This window comes from Hydrocoleum sp. CS-953, assembly GCF_002260545.1.
In the GTDB taxonomy this organism is placed as follows: Bacteria; Cyanobacteriota; Cyanobacteriia; order Cyanobacteriales; family Microcoleaceae; genus Trichodesmium.
Window position 1 is genome coordinate 1 of record NZ_LGSU01000868.1, and the last position, 5,142, is coordinate 5,142.

Sequence of the window (5,142 nt, forward strand, 5' to 3'; positions counted from 1 at the left end):
TTGATTGTTTAAGTCAAATTTACCTAAGTCGAAAGCTGATACTTAAAGGGAATTTTGGGAAAGTTAGGCAGGAAGATAGAAAATGAAACCTAGTTTTATTTGATATCTGAAGTTGAATAAATCTCTAGATGCTTATGGTAAATTTATTAACCAATTAAGATTTTTTCGATTTTTTGATTCGGAAATTTCCACAAAAATTATCACATCAAATATCTGGTGGGAAAATCAGATAAATAGATTTTATCCTCAGGCTGAAATCTCAATTATTATTCTGGATTGAAAGATTATTTTGCTAGTATCTTTGATTTGAGAGCGGAAATATTTAGAGATTTTTTTGATTGTTTAAGTCAAATTTACCTAAGTCGAAAGGTTTTGGTTAGAGAGAATTTTTGGCAAGTTAGGTAGGAGGAGAGAAAATGAAACCTACCTTGATATTTGAAGTTAAAGAAATCTCTTGATGCTTATGGTAACTTCATCAGCCAATTAAGATTTTTTCGATTTTTTAATTCGGGAAATTTTGACAAAAATCATCACATCAAATATCTGGTTGGAAAATCAGATAAATAGATTTTATCCTCAGGCTAACATCTAAATTATTATCCTAGATTTAAAGGATTATTTTGGGAGTAGCTTTGACTAGACAGGGGAAATATTTAGAGATTTTTTTGACTGTTTGAGTCAAAGTTTCCTAAGTCTAAAGGTTTTGGTTAGAGAGGATTTTTGGCAAGTTAGGTAGGAGGATAGAAAATGAAACCTACCTTGATATTTGAAGTTAAATAAATCTCTGAATGCTTATGGTAACTTTATCGGCAAATTGAGATTTTTTAGATTTTTTTATTTGGTCTCTTTAGACAAAAATTATCANAATATTTAGAGATTTTTTTGACTGTTTGAGTCAATTTTTCTTAAGTCTAAAGGTTTTGGTGAAACAGAATTTTGGGAAAGTTAGGCAGGGGAGGAAAACTTACAGCCTAGTTTCACATCTAAACTCAAAAAAAGCTCTAGATACTTATAGTAGCTTTATTTTTCTCAGTTTAAAGACCGTGGTTAGAAATATTTTTCTGAAAATTAAGTAGGAGAGAAAAAATGATAATCTAAATCTAGTTTCATATCTGAAATGAAAAAAACTATAGATAGTCATTCTCACCCTTATCAGTCAATCAAAATTTTATGCAATTTTCAATTCCAGAAATTTCCAAAACAATTCAAAAACTTAGAAAATTGACGCAAGTAGATATTCAAAATAAATGGCGATATTGGCAAAAGGATATACCTATTATTGCACTTAAAAATTTAGATGATTGGGATTTAGCTACAACAAATGAAAGAAAACATATTGCTTGGGAAAAAGGCAAACAGGTTTTATGGTTAGGGCAAAAGTTGATAATTCCTCCACATTTAAACGGTTATCTTTTAACTGACTTATCTTTAAGATTGGGTTTGACTTGGTGGGCTCAATCTGCGGAAGTTTATGTCAATGGCAAGTTAGTACAAACGGGAGATTTGTTTGACTGTTCGAGTCGAATTTTGCTGAGTCAAAAGGCGGTAGTTGGAGAGACTTTTATTATTGGCATTAAATTGGTAAGTCCGGAACATGACCGAGGTGCTTTGGTAAAGTCTTGGTGTGTCTATGAAAATCTAGAAAATTATCAGCTAGACCCTGGTTTGATGGCGGATAGATTGGAAATTTTGCTCGAATATTTGACTAAAGTAGAATCTGAGAGCTACTTAAACTTAGAGATAATAAAAAAATCTGTCAGTTTGATAGATTGGCAGACAGTTGGAGAAAGAGAAAAGTTTGAGCGATCGCTACTAAAGCTCCACTCGGAAATAACTAAAATTTCTGACAACTATATTAATAGTTTAAAAGTCAAATTATTAGGTCACGCTCATTTAGATTTAGCTTGGTTATGGGATGTGGAAGAAACTTGGGAAGCTGCGCAACGAACTTTCACATCTGTACTGAATTTACAAGAAGATTTTCCCGAACTTATTTTCTGTCATTCGACTCCGGCACTATATGAATGGATAGAAAAAAATCGACCAGACTTATTTAATAGAATTAAACGACAAATTGATTTAGATAAGTGGGAAGTCGCTGCTGGTTTATGGGTAGAACCAGAATTAAATACTGTCGGAGGAGAATCAATAGTTAGACAAGTTTTATACGGTCAACGTTATGTTTGGGAAAAATTTGGCAGATTTTCTCCTGTCGCTTGGTTGCCAGATACTTTTGGTTTCTGTTGGCAACTTCCGCAAATTTTGCAAGGAGGAAATATCAAATATTTTGCTACTCAGAAGTTACGTTGGAATGATTCTACAGAGTTTCCTTTTGAATTTTTTTGGTGGGAAGCTCCAGATAAAAGTCGAATTTTAAGTTTGATGTTACCGCCGATAGGAGAAAGTATTGAACCTGTAAAAATGGCAAAGTACGCTTGTGAATGGTTTACAAAAACTGGGAACAAAAATGTTTTGTGGTTGTCTGGGGTGGGAGACCACGGCGGAGGTCCGACTCGCGATATGTTGGAGGTAGGTAGGAGATGGCAAGAGTCTGGTTTTTTTCCTGTGTTGGAGTTTTCGACTGCTGAGAATTTTTTGACTGAGTTAGTAGAGGCAAATTCAGGTATTTTTCCTATTTGGCAAGATGAACTTTATCTGGAATTTCATCGGGGGTGTTATACGACTCATGCAGATCAAAAAAGATGGAACCGCCGTTGTGAAAATTTGTTGTACCAGGCGGAGTTGTTTTCTGTTTTTGCCTCAATTATGACTGATTCTTTTTATCGAAAGAATGATTTGGAGATGGCTTGGAAGTTGGTTTTGTTTAATCAGTTTCACGATATTTTACCTGGTTCGGCTATTCCGGAAGTTTATGTGGATGCTAATAATAATTGGCGGGAAGTGGAAAGGTTGGGTAAGGAAATTTTGGCGGAGGCTATGACTAGGGTTGCTGTTAATATTGATGTCTCCCCGCCTTTTCTTTTGGATGCTTTTCCTGGTGGGATGATTTATCCGATAATTGTGTTTAATTCTCTTAATTGGCAGAGGTCGGAATTAATTTCGGTTGCTTTGCCAGCGCTTCCCACAAAAAAGGATTTTAGGGAACAGGGGGAGAGCTTTGAATTAGAGAATGGAGATGAGGAGAGAGAAGGAAGGCAAGGGAGGCTAGGTGGAAAAGGAAGAGAAACAATTTCTAAATCTTCTTTTTCTTCTGCTTCTTCCCTAAGACCTAACTCCGAACATCTAAGCTCTTTGGAGAGTAGGGATGATGACTGGCAAGTTTATGACAATGCTCGGGAAATACTTACTTCTCAGGTGTCGGATAATAATTTACTGTTTGTTGCTTCTGAGATACCAGGGGTTGGTTATCGTGTGTTTTGGTTATGTTCTGGATTTTCGGACTTGGGCAATAAACCACATATACGCACAAATATAACCCAGTATACAGAGAAGATAGCAAAAAAAATTGAGAATGTCAATACTGTTAGTTTAGAAAAAGAAAAATTGGTTTTAGAGAACAATTTATTACGGGTAAAGGTAGAGGGAGCAACGGGAAATCTAGAGAGTATTTTTGACAAGATTAATCAACGGGAAGTTCTGAGGAAACCAGAAGGAAATAAATTACAAGCTTTTCGTGATGAAGGTCAATATTGGGATGCTTGGAATATCGATCCGAATTATCAGCAACATCCTTTNTTTAGAAAAAGAAAAATTGGTTTTAGAGAACAATTTATTACGGGTAAAGGTAGAGGGAGCAACGGGAAATCTAGAGAGTATTTTTGACAAGATTAATCAACGGGAAGTTCTGAGGAAACCAGAAGGAAATAAATTACAAGCTTTTCGTGATGAAGGTCAATATTGGGATGCTTGGAATATCGATCCGAATTATCAGCAACATCCTTTATCTCCAGCAAAATTAATAGATATTTTTTGGGTAGAACAGGGGGAATTAAAAAGTTGTCTGCGGGTAATTAGAAAAATAGGTAATTCTGAGTTTCGTCAGGATTATATTCTCGAAATTGACTCCCCACTACTAAAAATTAAAAGTTGGGTAAATTGGCAAGAAAAACATACTTTAGTCAAAGCAGCTTTTCCCATAAATATAGAAGCAGATTTTGCTACTTATGAAATTCCTTGTGGAGCAATTAAGAGAACTACTAAACCTCAGACAGAAAGAGAGAAAGCAAAATGGGAAGTTCCGGCTTTACATTGGGCAGATATTAGTAAAAATAATTATGGAGTAAGTTTATTGAATGATTGTAAATATGGATATGATGCTAAACCAGATGAATTACGTTTAACTTTATTGAGAGGTTCGACTTGGCCTGACTCGGAAGCCGATGTAGGAATTCACGAATTTACTTATGCTATTTATCCTCATATTGGAAGTTGGGAAAATGCTGGAACTGTGCAACGAGGTTATGAGTTAAATATGCCTTTGCTAGTACAGATAATGCCTTTGATTAGTAAAGAAAAATCTCATGGAAATTTGCCACAAACTTATCGTTTTTTAGGTTGGGAAACTGAGAACTTAATTTTGATGGCGTTGAAACGGTCAGAGGATAATCAACGTTGGATTTTCAGATGTTATGAATGTTTGGGAAGAGAAGCAAAGTTAAATTTGGAAAGTGACGCTGGTTTAGGCATAGGAAAAGTTGTGAATTTGTTGGAGCAAGATGTTAGTGAATCTAATGTTGAGGTTGAGAGTAAGAGTTGTGAAATTTCACCTTGGAAAATAGTCAGTTTTTCCTTAGATTTTTAAAGAAGGAAGAAGAGAGAAGGAAGAAGGAAGAGGGAAGAGTGAAGAGGGAATAAAAAAGTAGATGAGTCTATAGATAATAGATATAGCTGTGGAAAGATGAATTTTTTTCCTCTTTTATCTTTTGCCGAACTCAGATGGCAATTTGAAATTTTTGGTTGTGAGAAGTGGTGAATTTTCCGAATTTATCTTTTGCCTCTCTCAGGAATTTCTGCTGTGGGGAAAAATCTTCGTTTTGCCTTGAGTCTGGCAATTAAAGTTTTCNTGAAATTTTTGGTTGTGAGAAGTGGTGAATTTTCCGAATTTATCTTTTGCCTCTCTCAGGAATTTCTGCTGTGGGGAAAAATCTTCGTTTTGCCTTGAGTCTGGCAATTAAAGTTTTC

At 35.1% G+C, this 5,142-nt stretch carries 3 protein-coding genes; all 3 read left to right on the plus strand.

All coding sequences use genetic code 11. The features are described 5' to 3' along the window. Positions 1-112 precede the first annotated feature (112 nt). Positions 113-280: a hypothetical protein gene (locus AFK68_RS36605; protein WP_168186413.1), complete on the plus strand. Its 168-nt coding sequence runs from the start codon at positions 113-115 to the stop codon at positions 278-280. A 1,388-nt stretch (positions 281-1,668) separates the two neighbouring features. Continuing rightward, the coding region (locus AFK68_RS11365; protein ID WP_246844125.1) for an alpha-mannosidase at positions 1,669-3,695 on the plus strand (2,027 nt) is incomplete at its 3' end. A 17-nt stretch (positions 3,696-3,712) separates the two neighbouring features. Then, entirely contained in the window at positions 3,713-4,762 is a 1,050-nt protein-coding gene (locus tag AFK68_RS11370) for a glycoside hydrolase family 38 C-terminal domain-containing protein (RefSeq protein ID WP_246844126.1), read from the plus strand. The last annotated feature ends 380 nt before the right edge of the window (positions 4,763-5,142 follow it).